Annotated in this window: 24 protein-coding genes and 1 CRISPR repeat array; of the genes, 8 read left to right on the top strand and 16 right to left on the bottom strand. The window is 49.3% G+C overall.

Going from position 1 to position 26,311, the window contains the following annotated elements; all coding sequences use genetic code 11:
- Nucleotides 1-74 precede the first annotated feature (74 nt).
- The 8 genes from U6B65_12685 to U6B65_12650 form a co-directional block, all read right to left on the bottom strand.
- On the bottom strand, nt 75-443 hold the full coding sequence (locus U6B65_12685; GenBank protein WRS27173.1) for a hypothetical protein: 369 nt from the start codon (nt 441-443) through the stop codon (nt 75-77).
- Entirely contained in the window at nt 421-2,385 is a 1,965-nt protein-coding gene (locus U6B65_12680) for a 6-hydroxymethylpterin diphosphokinase MptE-like protein (protein WRS27172.1), read from the bottom strand. The genes U6B65_12685 and U6B65_12680 overlap by 23 nt, the downstream gene beginning before the upstream one ends.
- Nucleotides 2,386-3,030: 645 nt before the next feature.
- Nucleotides 3,031-3,201, bottom strand: a complete 171-nt coding sequence (locus U6B65_12675; protein WRS27171.1) for a 4Fe-4S binding protein — start codon at nt 3,199-3,201, stop codon at nt 3,031-3,033.
- Nucleotides 3,202-3,372: 171 nt separating this feature from the next.
- Entirely contained in the window at nt 3,373-4,266 is an 894-nt protein-coding gene (locus tag U6B65_12670) for a hypothetical protein (GenBank protein ID WRS27170.1), read from the bottom strand.
- 244 nt (nt 4,267-4,510) lie between these two features.
- Nucleotides 4,511-5,230: a flavodoxin family protein gene (locus U6B65_12665; protein WRS27169.1), complete on the bottom strand. Its 720-nt coding sequence runs from the start codon at nt 5,228-5,230 to the stop codon at nt 4,511-4,513.
- Nucleotides 5,227-5,811: an isoprenylcysteine carboxylmethyltransferase family protein gene (locus U6B65_12660; GenBank protein ID WRS27168.1), complete on the bottom strand. Its 585-nt coding sequence runs from the start codon at nt 5,809-5,811 to the stop codon at nt 5,227-5,229. The genes U6B65_12665 and U6B65_12660 overlap by 4 nt, the downstream gene beginning before the upstream one ends.
- A gap of 136 nt (nt 5,812-5,947) precedes the next feature.
- A complete protein-coding gene (locus U6B65_12655; protein ID WRS27167.1) occupies nt 5,948-7,009 on the bottom strand; it encodes a M24 family metallopeptidase in 1,062 nt (353 codons plus the stop codon).
- Between the two features lie 38 nt (nt 7,010-7,047).
- Entirely contained in the window at nt 7,048-8,280 is a 1,233-nt protein-coding gene (locus U6B65_12650; protein ID WRS27166.1) for an ROK family transcriptional regulator, read from the bottom strand.
- A 611-nt stretch (nt 8,281-8,891) separates the two neighbouring features.
- Between U6B65_12650 and U6B65_12645 the strand changes: the two genes are divergently transcribed.
- The 8 genes from U6B65_12645 (at nt 8,892) to U6B65_12610 (ending at nt 16,260) form a co-directional block, all read left to right on the top strand.
- Nucleotides 8,892-10,028: an ABC transporter substrate-binding protein gene (locus U6B65_12645; GenBank protein ID WRS27165.1), complete on the top strand. Its 1,137-nt coding sequence runs from the start codon at nt 8,892-8,894 to the stop codon at nt 10,026-10,028.
- Nucleotides 10,029-10,127: 99 nt separating this feature from the next.
- Complete coding sequence (locus tag U6B65_12640; GenBank protein ID WRS27164.1) at nt 10,128-10,919, top strand: ABC transporter permease; 792 nt, start codon at nt 10,128-10,130, stop codon at nt 10,917-10,919.
- On the top strand, nt 10,920-11,708 hold the full coding sequence (locus tag U6B65_12635) for an ABC transporter permease (GenBank protein ID WRS27163.1): 789 nt from the start codon (nt 10,920-10,922) through the stop codon (nt 11,706-11,708).
- Nucleotides 11,687-12,460, top strand: coding sequence for an ABC transporter ATP-binding protein (locus U6B65_12630; GenBank protein WRS28955.1), 774 nt, complete (start codon nt 11,687-11,689; stop codon nt 12,458-12,460). The genes U6B65_12635 and U6B65_12630 overlap by 22 nt, the downstream gene beginning before the upstream one ends.
- A gap of 15 nt (nt 12,461-12,475) precedes the next feature.
- Nucleotides 12,476-13,222, top strand: coding sequence for an ABC transporter ATP-binding protein (locus U6B65_12625; protein WRS27162.1), 747 nt, complete (start codon nt 12,476-12,478; stop codon nt 13,220-13,222).
- 163 nt (nt 13,223-13,385) lie between these two features.
- Nucleotides 13,386-14,303 (top strand): DMT family transporter, encoded by a 918-nt coding sequence (locus tag U6B65_12620; GenBank protein WRS27161.1) that lies wholly within the window; start codon nt 13,386-13,388, stop codon nt 14,301-14,303.
- A 69-nt stretch (nt 14,304-14,372) separates the two neighbouring features.
- Entirely contained in the window at nt 14,373-15,689 is a 1,317-nt protein-coding gene (locus tag U6B65_12615; GenBank protein ID WRS27160.1) for a fucose isomerase, read from the top strand.
- Nucleotides 15,690-15,888: 199 nt separating this feature from the next.
- Nucleotides 15,889-16,260 carry a desulfoferrodoxin family protein gene (locus tag U6B65_12610; protein WRS27159.1) on the top strand — a complete coding sequence of 124 codons (372 nt, stop codon included), beginning with the start codon at nt 15,889-15,891 and terminating at the stop codon, nt 16,258-16,260.
- A gap of 84 nt (nt 16,261-16,344) precedes the next feature.
- Here U6B65_12610 and U6B65_12605 read toward each other — a convergent pair whose 3' ends face one another.
- The 8 genes from U6B65_12605 to cas5c all read right to left on the bottom strand — a co-directional run bounded on the left by U6B65_12605 (nt 16,345) and on the right by cas5c (nt 26,301).
- The gene (locus tag U6B65_12605; GenBank protein WRS27158.1) at nt 16,345-16,806 is read right to left on the bottom strand and encodes a GNAT family N-acetyltransferase; all 462 of its coding nucleotides are present in this window, start codon (nt 16,804-16,806) and stop codon (nt 16,345-16,347) included.
- 121 nt (nt 16,807-16,927) lie between these two features.
- The gene (locus U6B65_12600; GenBank protein ID WRS27157.1) at nt 16,928-17,542 is read right to left on the bottom strand and encodes a formate/nitrite transporter family protein; all 615 of its coding nucleotides are present in this window, start codon (nt 17,540-17,542) and stop codon (nt 16,928-16,930) included.
- Nucleotides 17,543-17,796: 254 nt separating this feature from the next.
- Nucleotides 17,797-20,729: a CRISPR direct-repeat array (repeat unit 33 nt; unit sequence ATTTCAATCCACGCTCCTCGCAGGAGGAGCGAC).
- Between the two features lie 158 nt (nt 20,730-20,887).
- Entirely contained in the window at nt 20,888-21,178 is a 291-nt protein-coding gene (cas2, locus tag U6B65_12595; GenBank protein ID WRS27156.1) for a CRISPR-associated endonuclease Cas2, read from the bottom strand.
- Nucleotides 21,179-21,181: 3 nt separating this feature from the next.
- The gene (gene cas1c, locus U6B65_12590) at nt 21,182-22,213 is read right to left on the bottom strand and encodes a type I-C CRISPR-associated endonuclease Cas1c (GenBank protein ID WRS27155.1); all 1,032 of its coding nucleotides are present in this window, start codon (nt 22,211-22,213) and stop codon (nt 21,182-21,184) included.
- A complete protein-coding gene (gene cas4 / locus U6B65_12585; GenBank protein ID WRS27154.1) occupies nt 22,210-22,884 on the bottom strand; it encodes a CRISPR-associated protein Cas4 in 675 nt (224 codons plus the stop codon). The genes cas1c and cas4 overlap by 4 nt, the downstream gene beginning before the upstream one ends.
- Entirely contained in the window at nt 22,871-23,725 is an 855-nt protein-coding gene (cas7c, locus tag U6B65_12580) for a type I-C CRISPR-associated protein Cas7/Csd2 (protein ID WRS27153.1), read from the bottom strand. The genes cas4 and cas7c overlap by 14 nt, the downstream gene beginning before the upstream one ends.
- Entirely contained in the window at nt 23,722-25,575 is a 1,854-nt protein-coding gene (gene cas8c, locus U6B65_12575) for a type I-C CRISPR-associated protein Cas8c/Csd1 (GenBank protein WRS28954.1), read from the bottom strand. The genes cas7c and cas8c overlap by 4 nt, the downstream gene beginning before the upstream one ends.
- A 9-nt stretch (nt 25,576-25,584) precedes the next feature.
- Nucleotides 25,585-26,301, bottom strand: coding sequence for a type I-C CRISPR-associated protein Cas5c (gene cas5c, locus U6B65_12570; protein WRS27152.1), 717 nt, complete (start codon nt 26,299-26,301; stop codon nt 25,585-25,587).
- Nucleotides 26,302-26,311 lie beyond the last annotated feature (10 nt).

Raw genomic sequence — 26,311 nt, 5'->3', positions numbered from 1 at the left:
GCATATACCGGTGCCTAAGTCAATGCCTGGCCCCGGTATGATTCATTTAAATTTTATAGTACATGAGTTCAAGATTACTGTATATAGGTTTCCCGCTCATCAAGCTGCTCCTGCCATGCTTCCAGCATAGGAACCAACTCGAATTTCAGCAAATCTCCGCAAAGAGTATAGTCCTGATTTTCAAGGCCTTCCACAATCTCTCCAAACACATCGGCCGCACCGTCCGGATCCACCGGATTGCTCTGGAGAGGCCTAGTCAGGCGCACAGCGCTCATGAGCCATTCCAAACCATCAATGATTTGAAGCAACAGCTCCATTCCCTTTGCATCCTGCTCCTGCTCAAAATGTGCCGCACAGGCAGCAGCGCCCTCAATCAACGCCGCAATATAACGCTGGGCTTCTTTTAAAACTTCCTGCAGCTCAGCGGGATTGGTCATTTCCATTGGCGATTTCCTCCCAGTCTTTCAAAGCATCTTTTAATGCGGCACTCATACCGGCTATATTCATGCTCTCCACCAGTGACAAAGGGGCAGCTCCACCCTGCGGCATTTGAGCTTGCTCCTGATCCAGTCTCTCGTCCTCCTCTGTCCAAAGGCCCAGCTCTTTCTTGAGCATTTTTACCAGATAGGCACTGGCTACTTTATAGGCAGAATACAGCTCACTTCTGCGCTCATAACCTTTGAGAGCCGCCTCTCGAACCGTTTCTCGTCCGGTAAGAAGCAATTCATTGTTGCGCTTAATTTTCTTGAAGGAGGAAGCCACCAGAGATTGCAGCATAGAATCCTCCGAAACCAGCCGGCTCATTTTATTTTCCAGCTTATTGAGCCGTTTGGAATGCTTATACATCCCCGCACTGTTCCCGGCGCTTTCTGCAATGAGCAGCTTATCGCTGTAGTCAAAAGCTCCCTCAATCTCTTTGCCCATATCCTGGTATTTTTTGAGCAGGCCTCGTTTATAATCCTCAAATTCCTCTTGATGGCCAATTTTCTCATGATTCTCAAAATCCAGATTTTTTACCGGCGCGTTTTCATACAGTCGGATGGCCTCATCCAAATCCATTACCGCCGTGCCCTTAATGTTGGCTCCGCCCTGGGTGGCATTGATAAAGGTGGTACCAGGATTCTGGGTAATAATCTCTTCAATGGTCTGGCGGAACTGATTATACAGGTGGCTGGTTTTTACCTGCCCACCGTGGATATCCTCAACCCAAACATTATCATCCGCTTCCACCAGCTTTTTCTGATCCTGCTTATCAAAATCAAAGCTGGTGAGCCCGGCATGGTTCCGGTCATCGGTAAAGGCCAAATCCTGCCCGATAAAAATGATGGGGTTGCAGCCCATATTCAAAGCGGCGAAAACCGAAGCATGCGCCACCGTGGTGCCGGTAATCATATTGCCGATGGGCCGCCCGAAAATCTTATCATAGGCGGGGTTATCGGTATAAAAAACATGCCGCCCCTGATATTGCTCAAAAATATCGGCGGGGATTCTGTCGTAATGGATAAGGGTGGTATCCGCTTTGGGCAAAACACCATCCACCAAATTGAAGGAGGCCTTTCCCGCATCGATGATGCATACAAAATCCGGGTGGATATTCAAATCCAAAAGCGGCCGCAAGGGCCGTCCACCCGAAATAATAACAAACTGTTCCTTCACCTTTTCAAGCAGGTGGATATTTTTAGATAAGGAGGGTCCCGCCGAAACAATAACCGCCGGGCATCCCTTCTGGGTTTCTACAAAGTCATTCAAAGGGTAAGCGCTGGGTATATAGCGGATGTTGCGAATGGGGTTATCCACCCAGTCATACACAAACAAATCCCATGTGTTATCCTCGAGTATAATGCTTTTCTGGCTTTCCACCACCATAGCAGCAGCGGATTTGACCAACTGGGGATAGGCCCGGGTATAACCGGGGTGTACTATAAATTTTATGCTTCGGTTGCTATCCTGTTGAATGTGGCGGGAAATTGCCGGCAAATCCTCTTCCGATACATGGTATAGGATAACCGGGTCTCCCCGCTTGATGCGCCGCACCCCTGACCCGGCCAGAAAGGCACGGATAACCTCCAGATTCGGCTCCAGAATAACCAGCAAGTTGTTGTTTAAAAAGGTGGGGGTAATTTTCTTTATGTATTCCCCATTGCCAAGGCCAAACACAATCACAGTGCTGTTGGGCAGCATTTCAGCGGCCTCTGCCACCACCTGCTGCACATCCCCGGCGGCGCTGTATTTACTGCCTAAATACAGCTTTTTATCCCCCTGCTCTACCCGCACCACCGGCAGCCCATCCCGGCTGATTTCTACGGTAATGGGTTCATCCTTGGGGAGGGTCTCCATCTGAATCAGCATTTTTTCAGGCTGGGTAAAATCCTTGGTGACAAACATGAGCATCCTCCTAAGGCAGTAAATTCCAGTGAGAAACAAAATAATTGTATCATAAAAAATCAAGGGTTACAACCCGGTTTCTCACCGACATAAATTCTATGGACATGTGACTCACAGCCGGAAAAGAACCGTGCAAAGGCCCTCCTCATCGTAGTTATTCCAAATTGATATATAATGTCTGCTAAACAATTCAAAAACGTAACAACTGCAGTACCTTGGCAGCGTTTTTGAATTGTTTAGGTGCAAGGTTTTTCACCGAATACGGCAAAAAACCTTGCACAAAGGATTGTAGGCGTGTGTCCGCAAATCTTTTCAGGCAGCCAATCAATGGTTCTGAAACGGCAAAACAGGCCTGTTTTGCCGTCAAACAGAGCGAAAACTGCTCTGTTTGCAAATGCGCTTCGCAAAGCGCATTTGTTCAGTGGACATTATATAGAAACACAATACTAGCGGATGCCAAATGCTGCTCTAGGGCTTCCCCGCTCTATGATACCACCTATTTTGATCCGACCCGCATAGTGTAAATCAATCAGTTTGAAAACAAGTGTGCTTATTTTTAAGCTCGGCTACTATAAAAAGAAAAAAGCAGGCCACGGATGTGGTCTGCTTTTTGGGATATCCTTAAAATTGTATCCTGCTAAAAGCTTAGCGAGGATTGGGAGCCTGAACAGGGCACACGCCAGCGCAGGAACCGCAGTCGATACAAGCACCCTCATCGATAACAAACTTGCCTTCGCCCTCGGAAATGCAGCTGACAGGGCACTCGGATTCGCAGGCGCCACAGCTAATGCACTCATCATTGATAAAATATGCCATTTTTTATACCTCCTTTACATCTCCTATTGTAGCATGTCACATTTAAAAATCAAGAGGTTTACACCAAAATAGTTATAAAAATTCCTTATACCCGGCTTTGATATCTTCACCAAAAAACGCCGATTCATGCGGCTGGCAGCATGAATTGGCGTTCTATTCCGAATATTACCTTTAAGCTTGGGGAGGCTGATGCTCGTCTGGCTTCTCCTCTTGGGGAGGATTTGTGAAGGAGCCGAAATCCGCAGGCGAAGAAAAAGGATTTTCCTTAGGCTGGGCATCAAACCCCAAGCCGCCGGAATTGGAAAAGCCATCCCCGGAAGGCGGAACAGGGTTTGGATTGGGGTTAGCAGAGGGTGCAGGAGGCTGCTGGTAGTATCCCCCATAGGGAGGATTGCCGGGCTGCTGACCGGGCCAAGAGGGAGGTGCATACCCCTGATTGGGATTTGCATAGCCCTGATTGGGCCACTGCTGCCCGCCATAGGAGCCATAGCCATAGGGTGCAGGTGTCGGCGCATTGCGCAAAGTGAATAAGAAAATGCTGGGCAAAAAGCCAAAGAAAACACTCAAAACAGTCCACAGCACCGCATTTTGGGGCTTGTATTCCTTATATATGGCATACAATGCGATATACTCAATTACTTTTACAGCCAAGCCCACCAGTGAAAGCAGGCCGCCCATGGTGTATAGTCCAGCTAAAGAGCGCGGATCGGCATAACCGTATTGAAGTTCTTCCATAAACTCTCTAAAACGCATAAAAGCAGGGCCATTTGCAGCTGCCCCAAACACACCGGCCAGAATGCTTCCACCCAGCAAAAGGTAGCGATAAACTGTTTTTTTGCCGGTTCTTTGATTGATATCATCGGCCACATTTCCAAGAGAATAGGCCCAGACAACCGGTATCCACGCAAGCCACGGATTGGGCAGCCTCCGGTTTGTGCCAATATTCCACAAACCAATGGAGCGCAGAATATACATCACCAAATCAACTACAAGCGCTATAACGAACACAACCACGAATATAGCAGCCACAGCGGTGAGAGCAGCTATTGCATCGCTTCCCAACATACGAACACCTCCACAATATATAGTTAAAATTTCTTCTCATGACTTTATAAAACTAAATTTTTTCACTTTTGTGCTCATGCCGTGCGATAGGCACTTCCTTTATCCACAATAAGAAAGGATGCGAAAAATTACGCACAGCATAAGGCGGCATAATATGCGCTTTGTGCTTATTATACCACAAAGCGGCTCACTTCTTCAATCAAAAAGCTCTGTTTTATTTTAATAATGAAAGAGCAGCGATCTTCTAATTCGTTTCAGCACCTATAGCTTTCACCTGAATCCAACCCTTTTGCACCCAATGCCGATTATCGGCAGAGAGTGGAATCTCTTTTTTGGCAACAGCCTGATGGAGCATTCGCGTCATCTCAAACAGCAACCCAATCCGAATTCCTTTGCTGGCAGGCTTTACCTTGTGACAGCGCCAAGACAGCCTTTGGGCTTTACGAATAATTTCATGGCGCCGCTTGGCGGAAAGCTCCTGCCAGATAACACCTTCTAAAAGCCCCACACCCATTTTTCTGATATCTGAAATGCCCAGCCATGTGAGACTGGTGGCAATATCCTTCTGGGCGCCCCCATTAAACACGCCAATTGCATTGGTCAGAATAACGGCTCGTTTGGCGAACATTCTATCGTCCGGCCGGTGCACCATCCAATGCACGCACAGGTGATCCAGCAGCGCCTTCATTTGGGCTGTGGTTCGCAGGGCATAAACCGGAGAGGCAAACACCAGCAAATCGGCTTCCAGCATGGCCTCCCAAATGGGCCGCACATACAGCGCATGCGGGCAGTGGCTCTCACTTTTAAAGAAGCAGTTTTTACAGCCTGTGCAAAAATGGGGCATATCCTTGGGTAAATAAAACTCTTTGATTTCATTTTCGGCACGCAAAGATTCCAAAAAGGCTTCTTTGATCTGGTAGGTACAGCCTTTAACCTCTGTACCGTTGATCACCGTGATTTTCATTTTTTCACCCTGCCCACATAGCGTCTTACCTGTTTTTTATATTCATAATATTGCTCTCCAAACACTGTCGGCAAAAACACTTCTTCCTTGAGAATCTGGAGGTGCAGAAGCGTGATAGAAAGCACTGTAAAAACCAACAGCACCCAGTTGAAGAAAGTCAGGAGAATGCCCGCATAGGTTAAATAGAATCCCACAAACGCCGGATTCCGGCTGAAAGCGTATATCCCATCGGTAATCATAGCTGTTTTATCTTCCTGCGGAATACCCGCCCGCCAACTGTCTCGCATTGTATAAACCGCCGTGCCAAAAACCGCCACTCCGGCAAATCCAATCAGAACACCCGCTTGACGTAGAGCCGGAGCCAAAGCATACCGGTTCAGAAGAATGCTCACAGCCTCAGCAACCACAACGCTGTAGGTCGCCAGCTTCATAAGCCGCTCCACTGTCATGAGAGAACCTTGCTTGTTACCTTTTGCCATATGGTCTGTCTGTATGCCCTTTTTTCTCTGGGCCAGCATCTTCCCTATATAGATGGAATAAAATGCCGCCAGCGTGGCAAAGGATAGTATTTGATAAACCAAGCTTTCACTCCCTTTAAGCAGACCTGATTTTAGCTTGCCTGCTTCATACCATTATAATGTATGTGGGCATAAAAGAAAACAGACAAATTCCGTTGCTGGAATTTATCTGTTTTTTAAACTTTGCAGTAGTTTTGTTTTATCGGCAGAGCACATCGGCCCGGCGGTAGCCACTCTGCTGGATGCAGGGCCACTGTGCGGTGGGGTCTGTAAGAAATTCAAGCCCTTGTTCGGTCACCAGAACGGTATCCTCACACTTGGCGCCTTTAACAGAAGGATTAAAGGCATAGGCTTGATTAACAAGAATTTCGGTCCCTGTGCTGTGGTCTGCACGGATTTCCCGAGCTACATAGCCGGTCAGCCCGCCCTGATGATGGTTCTGCCATTCTTCCGGCAGACCGTTGCTGGCATAAGAAGCACAGCCTGCGGCAAAAACATCAGAAATACGGTTGCCTGCTTTAATGCTGTCAAACATATCCGCCTCCACCTTGAGCAGGTTGCGATAGCCTGCGGCAAAAGCCTTGTCAAAGGCCACGATGCGGGTAGCGGAAACGATGAGGCCATGCCGTCTTGCACACACAGAAAGGATTACGCCTTTCTGAACCTTTTTCTCAGTGGGAACATAATGGCGAACATGATTACTGCGGTCATCGGCTGCAACCAGCAGCGTGATCGGCTCAATGGCACGCTTCCAAAAGCCCTGAGCCAGCATTCCCGCAATCTCCACCTCGGTGGCACCTTGAGGGAGCTCCCGGCAGACCTGCTCCACAACCTCCACCGTTTCTTTGGCCAGAACACGGTAACGCTGAATTTCTTCTTCACACAAAAGGGTGCGCTGTTCCTTAAAGAAAGGCTCCAGAGCACTATCCTCCACAAAAGTGCCGACCTTATCGGCAATCAGCTGGTTCAGTGTGCCATCGTTTTCCCACAGAGTGCTGACTACTTGTGCAAAACCCTCGGGCAGCTCCTCATTGGCAAGCCGGGGGGCTTCAATGTTATTGGCAAACAGGTAGACTGCATCCTTGCTCACCACAATACAGCCGCAGGCATTCTCAGATGCCAGCCCGATAAAGCCACGCCCTCCTGCGGTAATCCATGAGAAATTGCACTGCTTGCGGATGACCACGGCATTGACATCCAGCTCTGCCAGCTTTTTCCGCACTGCCTCAACCTTGCGGTTGCTTTCAATGATTCTTGACACAATAATTACCCCTTTTTGATCCCAAAATAGTGAAATGATTACGATAAACCCGCAGCAAAAGCGGGAATAGAAACATAGCCGAAATTGTTGTTCATAGCAAATTGCGCCGCACCAATAGCTCCTGCATTGGGCCCTATATCCGAAAGGCGCAGCTCAAAATTTTCCAAGCTTGCATAAAAGGAATGTTTGCGAATCACGGTACCCAGCCTTTCCATCAGCAAATCTCCTGCTTCGTTCAGAGCACTGCGCAGATAGATCAGCGAAGGGTTCATCATATTAATGGATTGAGCCAAAGCGCTGCCAAGATAGTTACAGATTTCATCAAACAGTTCAAGGGATTCCTCATGCCCGGCCAGAACCGAGCGAACAAACAGCGAAACGGTCAGATTCTCCTGCTTCTTCTCCGCCATTTTCCAAAGCTGCCCATACTGCCCTACAGAAATACCCTCCACCAGCTTGTTGATAATGGCATAGTTGGAAATTTCGCTTTCCAAGCAGCCTTTGCGCCCACAGCGGCACTGGCGGCTGCTGGGATAAACGGTGGTGTGCCCCACCTCACCCGAAAGATTAAAGGCGCCCCGGTAAATCTCATTGTTGAGCACACATCCGAAACGGATACCGCTTCGGATGGAAAACAGCAAAAAATTCTGATTGTCTTCCGTAACCTTGCGATGGGCAAGAGCAATCAGATTGATGTTGTTATCCAGATAAGTGGGAATATGAAAGTGCTCCTCAATCAGCTGACGCAAATTGATATTGGTCCAATCTGCAATATAAGCATAAAACAGGATGGTGCTTTCCTCTGTAACATAGCCGGGAGCACCCACACCAATGCCCATCACCTTTTCCGGCGAGGGCAGAAAATCCAGCATCTCCGAAATATGCGAAAACAGAATCTCCAGCATACGGTCGGCCTGTCGGTCCGCCTCCAGAATTACACTGGATTTGGCGCACACAACCTGCAGCTTAAAATCCAGCAGAACACAGTGTATTTCATCGGCATTGAATTCAACTCCCACAAAATATCCTGCTTCGGCATTGAGGGTATACAGAGTGGGTTTGCGCCCCACAGAGGATTTTCCGGTTCTGGAATATTGAATATACCCCAGCCTTTCTAGTTCCTCTATAACAGTCAGCACAGTGGACATACTGTATCGGGAAATCTTTTTAATATCGAACTTTGATGCTTCCCCATTCTTGCGGATGATATCCAATATACTGTTTTGTGTGTTTACCTTTTTAATTTCGCCCATGCCAACCTGGAGTTCCATTTGCTCACCTCTGGTAATCTGCTGTGTCTGTGCGGCTGTAGACCGCCATTTCGGGCAATGCTCCGCCCAGAAGCGATACTCCTGCATCTAAGTCAAACACCCCAAAAAGCAGGATGTTTTTTCTATGATATATTGTATCGCATTAAAATCATTTTGTACATATCCTCATAAGGATAACATCGAAAACGATATAACACAATACTATTTTTGTACAAAATATAATTTTATAACAAAAATACAAACATTATTTTATTTTTTGTGTACGATTAATATTGAAAATATTGTCGAACGCAATTATAATAGTATCGAATTCGATAAATCCTTGTTAAGTAAGTGTCATCCAAAAAACATCGGTTTATCCCGATTCGGCAGCAGGGCCTCTGCTATGATCTTAAAACGGCTCTGAATGTCGTATATAGCCAAAAGGCTGTGCCGCATACCGCCGGCCGGTGTATCCCCACCGCAGAGTATTCTGGCCAACCCGCAGCTGTCTTTGGTTATATCTCCACTATGCACATCGAAATCTGAACAGGAGGTAATATAGGTCAAGCCCTCCGCCGTATGGCACGGCGGCTTCTATTCAACAAAAAATTTGACGGAGGATTCGCAGAATGAAAAAGGTTATTTCACTTGCACTGAGTATGCTCATGTTAGTTATGCTGTTCGCCGGCTGTCAATCCGACAGCAAGCCCGCTTCCAGCAGCGCAGGGAACACCGCCACAACTCCCGCTAGCTCCGGCAGTGCCGAAAGCGCTCCTGCCGCACCCGTGGCTTCCGGAGAAAAACTGAAGGTGGGTATGATGCCCTACACGGTTAATGTTCCCGCTCAGTATGCTTTGGATCAGGGCTGGTTTGCAGAAGCCGGTTTGGATGTGGAATTTGTTATGTTCCCCAACGGCACCCCTATGAATGAATCTCTTGCTGCCAAACAAATTGATATGGGCGTTGCCGGCACTGCCGCTGTATTTTCAATGGTCAATGGCATCAGCACTCTTGTTTATGAAACCAACACCGCCGGTGGTATGGGCCTCTATGTAAGAGCCGATTCTCCCCTTGCACAGGTTAAGGGCCAGATTGCTGATAAACCCGATGTTCTTGGTTCTGCCGATACCATCCGCGGCATTAAGGTTCTGGGCGCTCTTGGCACTGTCTCCCAGTATACCACCATTAAATACGCCGAGCTGTTCGGTGTAAAGGAAAGCGAATTTGAACAGATTCACATGGAATTTGCCCAAGCTCTTCAGGCTTTCCTTGCCGGTGAAGGTGACGCCATCTCTGTGCCTCCGCCGTTCTCTTTCCAAGCTGCCGAAAGCGGTGCAGTCCGTGCTGTATCCTTTGAAGAGGCCGCCGGTCTGACTATGAAGGATGGTATCATCGCACGTAAGGATGTTCTTGCTGACAGACGCGATGATGTTGTGAAGTTCGTTCAGGTATATGAAAAAGCCTGTGATGCGTTTGTGAAAGATCCTGCGCTGCGCAAAGAGTTTTCCATTAAGTTCTTCGGAGCCAATGGCTTTGAATACGATGACAAGCTCATGGAGCAGGAAGCCTCTGTAAGAGATTATATCAATCAGGATTTCATCAAGCAGGATGGCTATGTGTTTGGCGACAGCTACACCGAGCTTGCCAACTTCTTTACCACAGCCGGTAAAATCGAAGAAGAACTTCTGGAAAATCTGGATACCTGCTTTGATCCTACCGTTATCAAGGATGCCTTTGGCATTGATGTTAAAGTAATCGGCAAATAGTCATAAAAGACCTCGCTGCAAGGCCGGAAAGCTCTGAAAAAGGTCTTTCCGGCCTTGATTTTTCAGCTGTATACTCCACAGGAAAGAGGGATCAATGTTTTGCAAGCAAAAAAGAAAAAGGGCAATGGCAAATACATAGCGTTGTCTGTTTTATCCATTGTGCTGTTTATCTTGGTGTGGCACTTGATCACGGCAGTGTTTAAGGTGTTCCCCTCCAATGTTTTCCCCAGCCCTGCCAAAATCGTTAAAACCTTTATTTATAAGCTGAGCAATCCCAACCCCGATGGAGGCACCCTGTTCCAGCACATTGGCGCCAGCCTGCAGGTTGCACTGAGTGGCTATTTTCTGGCTCTTGTTGTGGGTATCCCGCTGGGCATTCTCATGGGCTGGAGCGAAAAGGTGGATATTTATGCCCGTCCCCTTTTCGACCTGCTGCGCCCGATCCCCGGCATTGCATGGATTCCGGTTATGCTCACCTTCTTCGGCATCGGCATGGCCTCCAAGGTTGCGGTTATCTTTCTTTCTGCGCTGATTCCCTGCATCGTTAACTCCTACACCGGCATCAAGCAGACCAAGGCTGTGCACCTGTGGGTAGCGCAAACCTTCGGCGCAAGCAACCGCCAGATGCTTTTCAGAATCGCCATTCCCACCGCTATGCCTATGATTCTTACCTCCCTGCGTGTGGCTCTGGGCTCCGCTTGGACCGCTCTGGTTGCGGCTGAGCTGCTTGCCTCCACCAAGGGCCTTGGCTTTATGATTCAGCAGAGCCGAGGGCTGACCCGCCCAGATGTTATTATCGTGGGTATGATCTCCATCGGCGCCATTGGCGCATTCCTGACCTACCTGATTTCCCTGCTAGAAAAAGCTATTCTCAAAGGAGGCAGATGGTAAATGGACGTTTTGCACAGAAGCACAAAAACACAAAAAGCGATCGCTGCTTCGATCTCCATCGGTTGCTTCCTGATTCTGTGGCAGCTGGTTACCACCTTTACCGGGCTGGCCCAGATTATGCCCACCCCTGTCGTGGTCATCACTCGCTTTATCAAGGGCCTCTATACCAAAATCGGCCCCTACACCATTTTAGGCCACGCCTTCTGGTCTCTGAGTCGTGTGCTCATTGCCTATACTGTAGCGGCAATAGCCGGTATTGTGCTGGGTCTTGCCATGGGCTGGAACAAGAGCATTGAAGCCTTTTGCCGCCCTGTTTTTGAAATGATCCGCCCGATCCCTCCCATTGCATGGATTCCCCTTTCCATTCTGTGGCTGGGGCTTGGCGAGATGACCAAGTATTTCCTGATTTTTCTTGCCGCCTTTTCCAATGTCACCATGAATGCCTACGCCGGTGCTTTGGCTGTAGACCCGGTTCTGGTGGGCGCCGCCCGAATGCTTGGGGCCAACAAAATACAGATTTTCACCAAAATTGTTATTCCATCCTCTGTGCCTCAGATTTTTGCAGGCCTGCAAATCGCGCTTTCCAGCAGCTGGGCTACCGTGGTGGCCGCTGAAATGGTTCGCTCCTCAGAAGGCATCGGCTGGATGATTTTTGCCGGTATGGAAACCAACAATATGCCCCAGATTCTTGTGGGTATTCTGGCAATCGGCCTGATCGGCTTTTTACTTGCGATTATTATGAGAGGGGCGGAAACACACCTATGCGCATGGAACAACAAGGGAGTATAAAAAAGACCATTATCGAGTGCAAGAATGTCACCAAAGAGTTTGAAACTCCTAAGGGCACTCTCACCGTTATAGACGATGTCTCTTTAAATGTTCGAGAAAACGAATTTCTAGTGCTGTTTGGCCCCGGCCAATGCGGAAAAACCACCATGATCAATGTTTTATCCGGCCTTGAGCTTCCCTCCGGAGGAAAGGTTTCGGTAGCGGACAAGCCAGTGGAGGGCCCCGGCCCTGAACGTGGCGTGGTCTATCAGACCACAGCTATTTTTCCATGGCTGACCGTTATGGGCAACGTAGAATTTGGCCCCAAGGTGCGGGGTATATCCAAAAAGGAGCGGCGTGAACGGGCCATGCACTACATCGACCTGGTAGGCCTCAACGGCTTCGAAAACGCTTTCCCTGCCAAGCTTTCCGGCGGTATGCGCCAGCGTGTGGGTATTGCCAGAGCCTATTGCAACGAGCCTATCTGCCTCTATATGGATGAGCCCTTCGGCCATTTGGATGCCCAGACCCGCTATTTGATGCAGGAAGAAATCGAACGTATATGGCAGGCAGAAAAGCGTACCGTTGTATTCGTAACCAACAACATAGAGGAAGCCCTCTATCTGGCAGACCGGATCGTGGTCATGACCAACTGCCCTTCAAAAATCCGGTGCGAGTATGAAATCAACCTTCCCCGGCCAAGAGACTATATGGATCCTGAGTTTCTGCGGCTTCGGGAGGAAATCACCCGCGCAGTGGACGCTACATTATAGAAAGGTTGGGTAGCTGTGAACGATTCGAATATTAAAGTAAAGGCTGTCAATATATCAAAGGCCTTTGGTGACCTGCTGGTGCTGGATAACATCTCCTTTAATGTGCACGACGGCGAGTTCCTGTGCATTGTAGGCCCCACCGGCTGCGGAAAAACCACCTTTTTGAACAGCTTATCCAAGCTCTATACACTCACCAGCGGCGAAATCTATATCAACGATGAGCCGGTGGATCTCAAAAAGCACAACATCGCTTATATCTTTCAGGAATATTCCACCATGCCCTGGCTGAACGTGGAGCAAAACATCGCCTTTGGCCTTGAGATCAAGAATACCTCCAAGGAGAAAACAAAGCAAAAGGTGGATGAAGTGCTGGAAATGGTGGGTCTCACCGAGTTCAGGGATTACTACCCCAGCCAGCTTTCCGCCTCTATGCTCCAGCGTGTGGTTATCGCCAGAGCCTTTGCCACCGAGCCGGAGCTTCTGCTGATGGATGAGCCTTATGGCCAGCTGGATATTGAGCTGCGCTTTAAGCTGGAGGATGAGCTGATCAAGCTGTGGCAGAAAACCAAAACCACTATCATCTTCATCACCCATAACATTGAAGAAGCGGTTTATATGGCGGAGCGGTGCCTGATTCTTTCCAACAAGCCCACCACCATCAAGGAAGAAACCCTGATTGATCTGCCCCGCCCCCGCAATGTATCCAGCCCAGAGTTTATTGAAAAGCGGCAGTATATCACCGAGCAGATCAAATGGTGGTAAGGCGCCTATGCGCATCTTAATTATCTGATCAATGCAAATGAACCCGCCTTTGGGCGGCCCCACGGAACTGCCCGTGGGGCTTTAAAATGAAATCGCTTGGGGTTCATTGAGTATATTCCAAGGAGACACAATCTGCGCCGTGGCATCGGGCAGATGAGCATTTATGAAAAAATATGGCAATGTCCTGTGGCTTTCCCTTGTCTGGTCGCTCTTTTATATCGCTGTCAATACCCTAAACAAGCAGTTAAGCCCTTTTGTAACAGGTTCCTCCGTTCGGATTATGGCCTTTGTGCTGCTCACGTTGGTCATGGCCTTCGGCAAGCGCCTGCCTCTGCTGCGCTGCCCCAAAAATTATCTGCCATGGCTGATTTTGATTGGCTGCCTGGGCTTTTTGCTGGATTTCACCTCCTTTATCGGACTGCGCTATTCTTCAGCGGGAACCGGCACCGTTCTGCTCAAGGTGGATGTGATCTTTGTGCAGGTCATGGCGGCGTTTATCAACCGTGAAAAGTTTGATAAGCTGGATTGGCTGCTGACCTTTGTCATGCTGGGAGGCGCCATGCTGGTTATGGGTATCAATCCCTTTGCCATGCAGTTCCGGGCCACCGATTTGTTTTTTGTGCTCAGCGCCTTGTTTGTATCCATCAACGCATTTATCATCCAAAAGGTACAGCGTATGGAGGTGCAGCGCATCGGCAGTCAGGATAAATCGGGCATCAACAGTGTGATTGCCTATTACAACAACGCAGTGGCCGGCTTGCTTTTCATCACTGCCGCATTGGTGGTGGGTGAGATTTCCCAAGTGGGAGCGGTTTGGAGCCAGACACCGCTGGTGTATATTGTGATGCTGGCAGGTCTTGGGCAGGTGGGCATCTATACCCTTTATTACCGCGCACTGGCCAAGCACCCGGTCTGGATTGTGAAGATCATTCTGCTGCTGATTCCTGTGTTTGCTCTGGCCTTTGAGACAGTCACAACCCGGCAGCTCCCCGGTGCAGATAAATGCATTGGCACAATAATTGTGCTGGCTATGGCGGTGGCCGTGATCCTTAAGCACAGTCGCCCTCCAAAAACAGCCTGAAAATTTTTAAATTTTCCTTTCAAACTTTCTATTCAATTTTGAGATAAAACACAAGGAGTGGGTTAACCAATGAAAAAGGTAACATTGGGTGTTGTTTGCCTTGTAAGAACCACCTATGATCATAAAGCTGCACAGGAGATTTACAACAACAAGATGGAGGAGTTGCGCACGAAGCTGCCTGAGGTCGACTTTGTGTTCGAAGAGCAGGCTGTCATCGAGGTGGAAGATGCGCAGGCCGCCGCTCAAAAAATGCTGGCCGCCAATGTGGATGGTCTGGTGATCATCAGCGGAACCTTTCATCTGGGGCATCTGGCACTGGTGCTGGCCAAGCATGTCAGAAAGCCGATTCTTCTGTGGGCTTTCAACGAGCTTCCCTATGATGGTGGAAAAATCCGCCTCAATGCCGTGTGCGGCCTGAATCTCAACGCCTCCAACCTTTACAAGGCAGGCTATGACAATATCAGCTACACCATTGGCGATTGGATTGATGAGGAATGGCTCAAAGCTCTGCGGGCCAAGGTTGTTCTGGATAACGCCCATGTGGGTATCGTTGGCTACCGGGCTCACGGCTTTTTCAATGTGGGCTCCGATGATCTGGATGTTTACCGCAAAACCGGCATTCTTATCGATCACTATGAAATTGCCGATATGTTTGGCCAGCCTGTCAGCGAGCAGGAGCTGGATGAAGAAGAAGTTAAGGTCCGCAAGCTCTTTACCACCAAGGATGTAACCGATGAGCAGGTGCGCAAGGTGGCCGGGCTGTGTGTCAGCATCGAAAAGTTTATGGATAAAAACAAGCTGGATTGCGTAGCTGTTCGTTGCTGGCCGGAATTTGCCGCTACCTATGGGGTCTCCCCTTGTGCTTCCATGTCGGTTGTGCAGTCCCGGGGCCGCATTCTTTCCTGCGAAGGGGATATTGAAGGTGCTCTTTCCATGCTGGTAACCAAGGCGCTGGGTGTGGAAACTCCCTATCTTGCCGATCTTTCACAGGTGGATTTGGAAGAAAACTTTGCCCTCATGTGGCACTGTGGCGTAGCCCCCGCAAACCTGTGGGACGGCAAAAGCGACCGGAGTCTGGATACATACTTTGCCGGTGGCAAGGGTGTAACCGCCGGATTTGTTATGATGGATGGCCACATCAACATGATGCGTATTGATACCGCCCGGGGCAAAACCAGAATGTTTATGTGCGCCGGCGATACCATCCCTATGGAAAAACAGCTCACCGGCACCTATGTGAAGGTGCGCTTTGAGCAGAGCATGGATGAACTGCTGGAATCGGTCATCAGCAACGGCTTTGCCCACCACGTTGCCTTTGTTTATGGTGAATACCGCAGCATTCTCAAACGCTTTGCCCAAATGATGAATTTCGAAGTCATCGAATAGGACCTAACAAAATAAAAAAATCTCCGGTGCCTCACACGAAGCATCGGAGATTTTTTGCTTTCAATTCATACCAACTCTGTAGATTTTTCGATTGACTTCCACCCTATTCTGCGCTAAACTAAATATAATAAAATTTTTTAAATTTTATTATAGAATTTTGCCCAACCAATCAAAGATTGATTATAAAGGAGAGAGAAAAATGGAAATTTTTCGCTGCAAATTATGTGGAAACATTATCGTAAAGCTAGTGGATTCCGGCGCTGTTCCGGTATGCTGCGGTGAGCCTATCTCCCTGCTGCACGCCAACACCACCGATGCCGCTCAGGAGAAGCATGTTCCCGCCTTTTCTCTGGAAGGCAACACCCTCACAGTACAGGTCGGTGATGTGCTCCATCCTATGACCCCCGAGCATTTCATCCAGTTCATTCTGGTGGAGCAGGATGGTAAGGTACAGTATACCAAGCTTACCCCCGATCAGGAGCCCAAAGCTACCTTTAGTGTCTGCCAGGATAAGCCCTTTACCGTTTATGAATACTGCAACCTGCACGGCTTGTGGAAGGCTGAGAAGTAAGCTTCCAGCGAATCTACAACACATATCGGCTAAAACAACTCCAGCGGCTGGAGCCTTACGGGCTCGTGGCGGCTGGGGTTGTTTTTATTCACCGCTAAGCGATTGGGTGCGCATTCTGCTATAGGTCATGGGTGTGTATCGAATGCCGTCTGTGGTACATTCATCACCATCTGGGGCAAATCCCAAACGCCTGTATACATCCACCGCATAAGGGGAGGAATTCACCGTTATTTTAAGCTGGCTGTTCTGCTCAAGCATTTGCTTGAAAAGCTCTTTTCCTATACCCTTCCGGTGATACCGGCCATCTACAAAAAAGAAGGTGATGTGGGCTCCGCTGTTTTTGGTCGCAAGAACGCCCACCAGCTTGTTTTCAATGTATGCGCCCAGCATATCCAGCCTCTCAAGCATGCTTTGATCCGCCAGAATGCACTGGAAGGTGCTGACTCCTTGCGCAGAATAATCGGGGGCATCGTATTGCATGAAAACGGCTTCTATGAGAGATCGCGCCTCCAGCCTATGCTCTGCCGCTATTGTTTTAATCAGCATATCCATTCTCCTCCCAGCAATTTTATGTTGATTGCATAATAATAGCACATACAGCGAAAGAAGCCAATTGCATCTGCGCAATCGGCTTCTTTTCACAATGATTCTGCACCGGACTGTTGGGTCAGTGACTTTCACGCAGCTTGGAGGCTAAGGGCAGAATAACACCGCCTGCCATATTTCCCAAAGCGTAAATGATACTAAATCCAATAGCCTTCAGGCTCCACAAATTAGCCAGTGATATATAAAAGAAGTTGGCAATGCTGTGCTCAAACCCCGCAACGAGAAACACCATAACCGGCATAATCAACGCCAAATATTTGCCCACACCATCCTGAATGGTGGTAAAGCCCAGCACCGCAACACACATCATCACGCCGCACAGCACAGACATAACAAAGGCACTTCCCGGTGTATCCGCCAGCTTGGAAGACGCCAACGATTGGGCGGTCTCCGCCAGACGTATCAGTTTGGTGCCTCGCAGAAGGTAGCCCATGCCGACTGTTCCCACAATGTTTCCGGCATATATCACCGCCAGCTCCCCAAAATAGGAAAGCGGCTTCTGCGGAATCAGGCAGACCTTGCCCGTATAAAGGTTCAACCCAAAGGTATAAATGGTAAAAAGCCCAACAGCAAACAAAAAAGCCCCGGCAATGTGGTTTTCCACCGAACAGTAAACCACCCCACCAACACTGATGGCCGCTCCACCCAAAACAGCCTTGATCCACTTATTCAGCACATCATTCTCCTTTCATCTCGCAATATGGCCAACCGTATCCACCACACGAAGGCATGAATAGGTGGCATTTTCCCACTTCAAAACAGATTCCAGCGCTGTTTTAAGCTGAATTCAGTATAGCACTCTCCAATCAGGAAGTGTATAAATAAATTCACCTATTTTTCACTGAATCGCAGATAGCCTCTCACTCCACGCTTCTGCTTCTCGCAGGAGGAGCGACTTCGGCAACTCTATATTACCATAATTTAGGACAAATTTCAATCCACGCTCCTCGCAAGAGAAGCAATGATGCACTAAATGCTGTAGCCATTTTTTCATTATAGTTTAAATTCGCGCTTCTCGCAAGAGGAGCGACCTTCGGCGTAAAAGGTGTATTTCACCTTTAAGATGATTTCAATCCACGCTCCTCGCAAGAGGAGCGACTAAAAATAGCCCCACAGCCCAAGGCAATCTCTTTATTTCAATCCACGCTCCTCGCAAGAGGAGCGACAGGCTATTGCCACCCGGCTGCGTTTGCTTTTAGGGATTTCAATCCACGCTCCTCGTAGGAGGAGCGACGACAGATTGCGCAACATATTCTAGTGCGCTAGCCATTTCAATCCACGCCCCTCGCAGGAGGAGCGACGCGGCCGAGCAAAAGGAACTTGCATCTCGCATTATTTCAATCCACGCTCCTCGCAGGAGGAGCGACATGCTGGGCAAGTAAGTGGCCCCCTCTGGTGTAGAATTTCAACCCACGCTCCTCGCAGGAGGAGCGACTCGGGCGAAGGAGACCGGGTACGCCAAGTTTACGATTTCAATCCACGCTCCTCGCAGGAGGAGCGACACACGATTGATTACTCTGATCTCGGGTGGATTTTTATTTCAATCCACGCTCCTCGCAGGAGGAGCGACGGTGCGCACCCGGGATACTAATAACCAGTACTCAATTTCAATCCACGCTCCTCGCAGGAGGAGCGACCACTTTTAAAAACAATAACCTCCGTCTTGCTCTATTTCAATCCACGCTCCTCGCAGGAGGAGCGACTGCAAACCCACAGCATTCCGGATTGATTACTTTTATTTCAATCCACGCTCCTCGCAGGAGGAGCGACAAAACCCTATTTTTTGTTTCGGTGGTGTTATAATATTTCAATCCACGCTCCTCGCAGGAGGAGCGACGCCAAACACCGGCGCATCAACTCCATTGGGAATCATTTCAATCCACGCTCCTCGCAGGAGGAGCGACGGGTCATCCAAATTGAGCCGCTTATGTACAGCCCATTTCAATCCACGCTCCTCGCAGGAGGAGCGACAGAGAGCGCCGCCACTGACAGACCGGGCATAGCCATTTCAATCCACGCTCCTCGCAGGAGGAGCGACTACCAGGGCACAATGGATTTGAGAGAGTCACACTTGATTTCAATCCACGCTCCTCGCAGGAGGAGCGACCAATCGGATGGCTACCTATCACGCTGTTTGACCAATTTCAATCCACGCTCCTCGCAGGAGGAGCGACCTAAAAGGAGAAAAAACCATGCCGGATACGACAGATTTCAATCCACGCTCCTCGCAGGAGGAGCGACGCTTCCGGCCGGTAAAGAGATTGCTGGGCTGAAAATTTCAATCCACGCTCCTCGCAGGAGGAGCGACTTATTTTTTTTGTCCAGCATTTTGACCTAATTTATGATTTCAATCCACGCTCCTCGCAGGAGGAGCGACAGCCCTACCCCGCAGATGCTATTCCGGGTGTGAGATTTCAATCCACGCTCCTCGCAGGAGGAGCGACCAGCGCCCGGTTTGAATCCGGTCTTTATCGTAAAATTTCAATCCACGCTCCTCGCAGGAGGAGCGACAGCTATCGGTCATTACATATTACAGTCACGCTTTATTTCAATCCACGCTCCTCGCAGGAGGAGCGACTTACACCCGACCGGGATACTTACATCAATGAGGATTTCAATCCACGCTCCTCGCAGGAGGAGCGACAGCATTCAAAAAAGACCACACTGCATCCAACATAATTTCAATCCACGCTCCTCGCAGGAGGAGCGACTACGCAAAGTGCGTGGAATTGCCGCCATAAACTATTTCAATCCACGCTCCTCGCAGGAGGAGCGACGCCCCGCACCGTTTTGCTCACAAAGATAGCCTCACATTTCAATCCACGCTCCTCGCAGGAGGAGCGACCAACAGTCGTGGGCACACTCGCTGCAAGTGGAGCTGATTTCAATCCACGCTCCTCGCAGGAGGAGCGACTGATTTCGGAGTGGGAGGGCAAATAAATGGTTTTTATTTCAATCCACGCTCCTCGCAGGAGGAGCGACACCGGTAAAAGCTCCGCCAACGGCTGGCAAAATTATTTCAATCCACGCTCCTCGCAGGAGGAGCGACAGCTAATAGCTAGAAATCTGCAGGCTATTCTAAATATTTCAATCCACGCTCCTCGCAGGAGGAGCGACCTGAGCATTTAACTCCTTTTTTATCTTTGATTGAGATTTCAATCCACGCTCCTCGCAGGAGGAGCGACTATCGCTTTGATTCCACCATCCTTGCCCGGTATTTTATTTCAATCCACGCTCCTCGCAGGAGGAGCGACCAGTGCTCGCTTTGAATCCGGTCTTTACCGCAAAATTTCAATCCACGCTCCTCGCAGGAGGAGCGACTTGCCCTTCTGGCCATGCTCCTATATGCCTTCATATTTCAATCCACGCTCCTCGCAGGAGGAGCGACCCGAGGCACTTGCTAAAGACGAGTATTGGAAAGCGATTTCAATCCACGCTCCTCGCAGGAGGAGCGACCCGGAATGATATGGGGTATATCACTGCTCGTTTTATTTCAATCCACGCTCCTCGCAGGAGGAGCGACTTGCTGTGGGGTTTGCTTTGCTTGTTGTTTTTCTATTTCAATCCACGCTCCTCGCAGGAGGAGCGACCCCGGAATGATATGGGGTATATCACTGCTCGTTTTATTTCAATCCACGCTCCTCGCAGGAGGAGCGACTGGATGCCTAGTACTGAGTGGGGAAAAATTGATTTATTTCAATCCACGCTCCTCGCAGGAGGAGCGACGGGTTGCCCTTCTGGCAATGCTCATGTATGCCTTCATATTTCAATCCACGCTCCTCGCAGGAGGAGCGACTCCATGAACGGTATCCAAAGTGCATCATTGTCACATTTCAATCCACGCTCCTCGCAGGAGGAGCGACGGTGGAACATATAAATTTCGGGCTATAATCCGCTTAAAAGTCAGCGTTATAACCACAAAAGAACTAAACCCATTATACAGTGAGCATTTTCAAGACATATTTTTACAAAAACACCTGTGCGAATCCCCCCGTATTTCTATGTGCACTTGGGGTTCGCACTAAAAAATCATTGGTTCTTCCGGGGAATAGGTTTGCTTGGCGCCATAATGCTCAATGCGTGTTTTATAACTGTTGCCAAGGTTATAAATTCGCAGGCTATCCTTGGTTCCATCCAGAATGCTGAACAATTGGCTTTTCACTACACACAGCTCAGCAGGCGAAAGCAGGCATTCAAAGACAGAATTTTGCACCCGCTGGCCGTAGTTGACACAGACCTTTGAAACCTTACGCAGCCGTCTGCTGCCCTGTGCATCTTGGGTATTTACATCATACGTTATAAGCACCAGCATAGGTCACCTCCATATAAACGGAGGATATTCATCGAGATCGCCCCGTATATATTTGGCCAGCAGCATAGCCTGTACATAGGGCAAAAGGCCCCATTCTACCTTTTCCTGCAAAAAAGGATGCATAAGCTCTTCCTTCTTTTTTTGCTGCCAAAGGGTGAGAAACTTTTTACGGCCATCCTCGGTCAGCAAGATGCCGCCGTTCTCCTTTTCTACAAAATCTTTCCCACAGATGCTTTTTTTGTTGATAGCTGTTAACACAAAGCGGTCTGCAAAAGGAGCACGGAATTCTTCCAATATGTCCAGCGCCAGAGAGCACCGCCCCGGCCTCTCGGTATGGAAAACACCTGCATAAGCATCCAGCCCCACCGATTCAAGCGCACTGACACACATCGAGGTCAGCAGGCTGTAAGAAAAGGAAAGCATGGCATTTACATAATCCATAGGAGGGCGGCGAGAACGGCCCCTGTAACTGAAATCCTCCTTCTGCTGCAAAATCATATCATCAAACACCGAGAAATAGAGGTTGGCGCACTCTCCCTCTAATCCCCGTAGACTTTCAGCACTCTGGGCATGATAAGCGTTAACCTTTCCTTTTTGAAGCGCTTCCCCAATCCGGGCAAATTTTTCGGTATCAATGCGCAAGGCATGATCCCGCATTGCACGGCTGAGAACCGCATTGGAGTTTGCAAGCTTTGCTGAAATGATGTTCCGGGCAATGGCCAAAGACTGCTCCTCGTGGTCACAGATGCGGTACTGGCTGCGCCTCAAAAGGATATTTCCATAGGATTTTCCGGTTACCTTGGCCAGAAAACGCCCACTGGGCTTTAAAAAGACCAGCGACTTGTTCATCTCGGCGCATTTGCCCATCAGGGCCGGGCTGGCGCCAATGTACCCAAAGGCCATGATACCGTCAATCATATGGATAGGCAGGCGCCCCAATGTCTCGCCCTCGCATTGAATCACCACATTTTCTCCATCCAGCGCAAGATAAGCATTTTCTGTGGTGACATACAGGGTATTTAAAAGCTTTTTCATGGCTGCGCCTCCTGAGTGCCAAGATTCTGCTCCAGATAGTCACGAACCGATTTGATTTTGCACAGCTTGGGCAGGCAAAGATTTTTGAGGGAACAGGCATGGCAGCTTTTGGTGGGCTTCACTTTGGGGACATATCCACGCTGAACATAGCTGTGCATTTCTGCAAAGAAAGACCTCACCTGCTCTTTAAGCTCCTTGGTCAGCACAACCTTTTGCCGCCTCTTCGTTTTACCGTAAAAAATGGCACCATCGCTGATTTCACAGCTGAGCATTTCCTCCAGACAGATTGCCTGTGCCACCAGCTGGAGACTATCAACGTCGTTGTCTTTAGGCTCCCCGTGCTTATATTCCACCGGATACGGGATATACAGGCCCTCACGGCCGTGGAGAGAGATTCCCTCACGGGATTTTCTCAGCTCCACAATATCACAGGCACCGCTTGCACCTAAAGTGCGGGAGAAAATCGGCATACCCCGGGAAATGATCACATCTTTGCGGCTTTCATAGGAATAGCCATCGTGGCAGTTTTCGTGAAGAAGGTTTCCCTCTACGGTACGCAGGTTTTCCTCCCAAAGCTGCTCAATATGAATCAGCGCCCACTGGCGGCGGCAAAAGGCAAAATGCTGTATGCCCGAGAGCATCAGAAAATCTTCTTCCTCATATGCCATCAATGATCTCAGGCTCCAATCCTTCCAAAGGAAGCAGCTGGATGTTGTAATCCTCCGGGGACTTGGGATAAGCCACCCCATCCTTGGGGGCGATTTGGATGGAATTATGTACCTTGGCGGAGGAATACTGCCCTATTTTATTGTTGTGCTTCCACCAATAAAGGCGGATAACCTCCATGCTGCCATCCGGCCTTGCGGAAGAGCTGTCGTTGATAAAAAGGGTGCGCAGGCATTCCTTGATTTGATCCGCATCTTCCTCGGTGAAGCCGGTTTTCTCGGCCAGCTGCACATTAATGGCACCCTTGATTTTATAGAGCCCAAACTCCACCATATGCTTGGCACCCATGGTATCGGAGCTTTTCTTTCCATCCTCGGTGGGCTCACTGTTCACGCTCTTGGTGATCTGCATGCTGTTAATATCCACGGGAGAAACACTCAGAGCCTGATGAAGGGAGACAGGCCCCCGGACACCCACCGAAACTCCATCCTTATCCTTGCCCTTTTTATAGGCGAAAACCTGCCCAAAGGCCCGGACATCAAACCATTTCTTGCAGGCTTGGGCAGCGTAATCCTCCTTTGATGTGAAGGCGGTAATGGTCTGGGAGGCACGCTGGCTCAGGCTGGTGAATCCATCGTCAGAACGCTCATCGGATTGAACAAAAATGCCTTCGCCTAAATCCTGCAACCGGTTGCGCAGCTTTCTCTTGATGCACACATCGGAGATTTCGCCGTTGCCGGTGTAGGTGGTGCGGGGGCGGTTGCCGTTGAGGGGGTCACCGTTGGGGTTGGCGTGGGCAACGGACACCAGAACCACAAAATCAATCTTGTTTTCAAGGGCCTTCATATCTCCTGTTCCTCCTTGTTGTTTTTGGGTTGGTTGAGTTCTTTGCGCTGCAAATAGTAGCCGATTAAATACAATTCTTCTAAGGGGCGGTTCAGTTCTTCCGGGCTGTGGTGCTGAGTAATCAAATCTATGATATCAGATACTAGTTCCTTGTAATAATACCTTGAGCCGGGAGACATCCGCTCAAAATAGGGGTTCAGCTTTTCCTGCAATATTTTCCATGTGCTCATAGGGTGGTTGACAAAAACGTTTTGCAGGCGCATGGCGTTGGGCTCTCGTGTTTCCTCTCTGGAAAAGGTGGAGCGCTCCGCTTTTTCCAGCACAGCCAACAGCCTGCCGAAAAGATAACTTCTGTCGTTGTTGCCATAGTCCAGATTCATGCTAATACTCACTCCTTTTGCTCTGTCGTGGTGATATTTGGAAATCAGCGCACAGGCTGTGGAAAGAATCCGCTCACGGTTGCCCCAAGAATAGGGCAGTGGGTTGGAGGCCCGCAGAACCGCCGCATGCATAATATCCCGGGGCAGCGGCTTTTGATCCAGCATGCAGTAGATCAGGCGCTGATACTGCTCTTTCATCACCTTATCGTCTGTCTCAAGAAAGCGGCCCCGCTCGGTGCCGAAAGCACAGCGCACAATCTGCTTGGTCAGCGGCGTGAGTGTGGTGGTAGTGGGCTTTTTATCCGCTGTAAAAGCCGTAAAATACCAACGGCAGGTCAGGCCCCAATCCATAAGGCGGTTGTAAAAATCCGAGCCTCTCAGCTCATTGTAATAAACGATGGAAAGCCGGCCGGTTGTAGCTGCATCCAGCCCCATAATTACAATTTCATCGTTGTGTTCCAGTGTGTTTTGATAGCCGCTTAAGGCATCAATCAGCCTTTGTTTATATTCTTCTTCGGTATAGGAACGAGGCTCGCTGTCATCCTCAAGGCCAAAAGGGTCTTCCAAATCGGGCACCTTTTTGCCGTTGGGATTCCAACAAATGTAGGTACGCTTTTCCTTAGTGCCTGCAACCACGCCCTGACGGGCGGCCAGCCATGTGAGAGCGCTGTGTACCTTCTGGGTGGCCTCATAGCCGATGGCACTAGCCTGCTCGGCCGTTTCAAAACGCCCCCGGTAGGTGAAGTTCGTGCTGTCGTTGGCCGAAATCAGCTTGGCCCCATAGCTGGCGGCCACAATGCCCTTGGGGTGAATGCCGGATATGACCGCTTCTTCCCCGCTCAAGTAGCAGATATCTCTTCTGCCCTCTTGTGAGGTGGCATAATACTTGATATAACAATCAAACAGTGTTTCATCCTCCCAAACGGCTTGGGGGCTGCTATCAATCACCCGGAACCGAACCAAGGCTTTTTCATAAACAGTGCTCGAAACCTTTTTCTCCAGCAGCTTGCCGTCCGCAGCCTCTAAGACACCGCTGCCAATGAGATCCTGTACCATTTGCTTCTGAGCAATATAGCGGTGAATGGCTTGTATCTTTGGGTGGGTATAGGGGGACTGCACCCAGCCCTCTAAAGCGGCAAGATACTTTTCAAACTTTCTTTCCACCTTGCCAGCCGCTTTGGAATCGGAAAGATACTGGGCAAAATCCCCCGCAATGTAGGATAGGGTATCGCACAAGGGGTGGGGCGCATCCCCGCTGGAACGTGAAGCAGAGGCTTCTGTTACCGGTATGATGGTTTTACCTTGTTCCTTTGTCAGGTCATGAGCACCACAAAAAATGCCTTGGGAATCAATGGAGATTTCGATCTGGGCATTGGCGGTCATATGGGCCACCAGCGACAGAGGCACGCCCTCCACCGGCTTCCCCGCCATATGGATATTCTCCTGATAGGTTTGGTAAAGCGTTCTCATCCAAGCCAATTAAACCACCTCCGACTCAATGGGTGAAAAATTACCCAGTTTTTCGCCAAAGGGCTTGATCTGCATTTCTCGCACAGGGCGGTGGATGCACTGCTCCGGCGGAGTGAAGGAAAGAACACCTTGCTCCATAACCGCACGCCACAACCGCACAGTCATGTTGCCTTGTGTTTCTTCCGAATAGGCTTCGTCTGCATAGGTAATGCCGTGATACATCACGCCAAAATTAAGCTGGGGGGTGTTTTCATAAAAGCTTTCGCCCTCGCCAAAGGTGCAGGGCTCCACATAGGCCTGACATTCCCGGGTACCCAGAAAAACATCCCGTCGGCCCCCCCGCTCAATCATGCGCTTGGCAATGTTGTGGTGCTTGTTCTCATTGCGGTCATGCAGGAGCTCCGGGCGGTTTTCATTCCAGATAAAGTGTGCTTTTACCTGATATTTGCAGTCTTTTAAGTAAGTGTAATAAGAAAGGTCATTTCCCCCGTTGTATTTAATGGGGCGAATGCCTTTGGTCTCGGTTTGAATCTGGTTCATAACCCGAACCGCATCAATTACCCAGATCAGTGTAGGCTTCCAATAAATGCTATGCAGAACACCTTTGATCGCCTCATAGGTGGGAACTTGATAGGTAAACTTTTCACCGCCCACCCTTGTAATGGGGTCTGAAAACAAGGCATAATCTCCGCTGACTTCAAACTCCACAATGTTTTGATGCTGCAATCAAATACCT

The sequence above is a fragment of the Oscillospiraceae bacterium MB08-C2-2 genome (genome assembly GCA_035621215.1).
Taxonomy (GTDB): domain Bacteria; phylum Bacillota; class Clostridia; order Oscillospirales; family Ruminococcaceae; genus WRAV01.
Note: the sequence above shows the minus strand (reverse complement) of the source record. Positions and strands in the feature narration are given on the sequence as shown.